Below are 470 nucleotides of genomic sequence, written 5' to 3'. Positions count from 1 at the left end.
TCTTTTTCACTCGTCAGGCGCGATGCCTTCGAACGGTAGAGTTCAAACAATGACGCGTAACTCGACAAATCAAGCCTTACTAACGCTTAAAACGTATCGTAAGCGACAACGGAATAACAGCTTGGAAGGAGATGTGATAATGAAATTACACGTACCTGTTAATCAAGAAAACTTCATTTTCAAAACGAGCGATAATGTAGCAAATGAAATTGTTCGATTTAGCGAGAAAGTTAAGAAAAAAACGAAATCAAGCACATTAGTTATACCATTCATCACAGATTTACATTTAGGTCTAATGCCTAAAAATTTAAAGAATCTCAAGAAAGCATCTTATGAACATGTTGAAAATTTAGTTAATGTTTGTCGCTTGATAGATCACGATTTAATTATTCAAAATGGTGATTTGAACGATGGTTCCTCTTTGGAACTGTCCGATTTTTGGGAAGGTAATGAAATGTACAAAACGCAAG

Annotated in this window: 1 protein-coding gene; it reads left to right on the top strand. The window is 35.1% G+C overall.

Features of this window, described 5'->3' with window-relative positions:
• Positions 1–139: 139 nt before the first annotated feature.
• On the top strand, positions 140–470 hold a 331-nt coding region (locus tag BCAMP_RS12205), incomplete at its 3' end, for a metallophosphoesterase family protein (protein ID WP_156921253.1).

It is taken from the genome of Brochothrix campestris FSL F6-1037 (genome assembly GCF_000525915.1).
Taxonomy (GTDB): Bacteria; Bacillota; Bacilli; order Lactobacillales; family Listeriaceae; genus Brochothrix; species Brochothrix campestris.
Note: the sequence above shows the minus strand (reverse complement) of the source record. Positions and strands in the feature narration are given on the sequence as shown.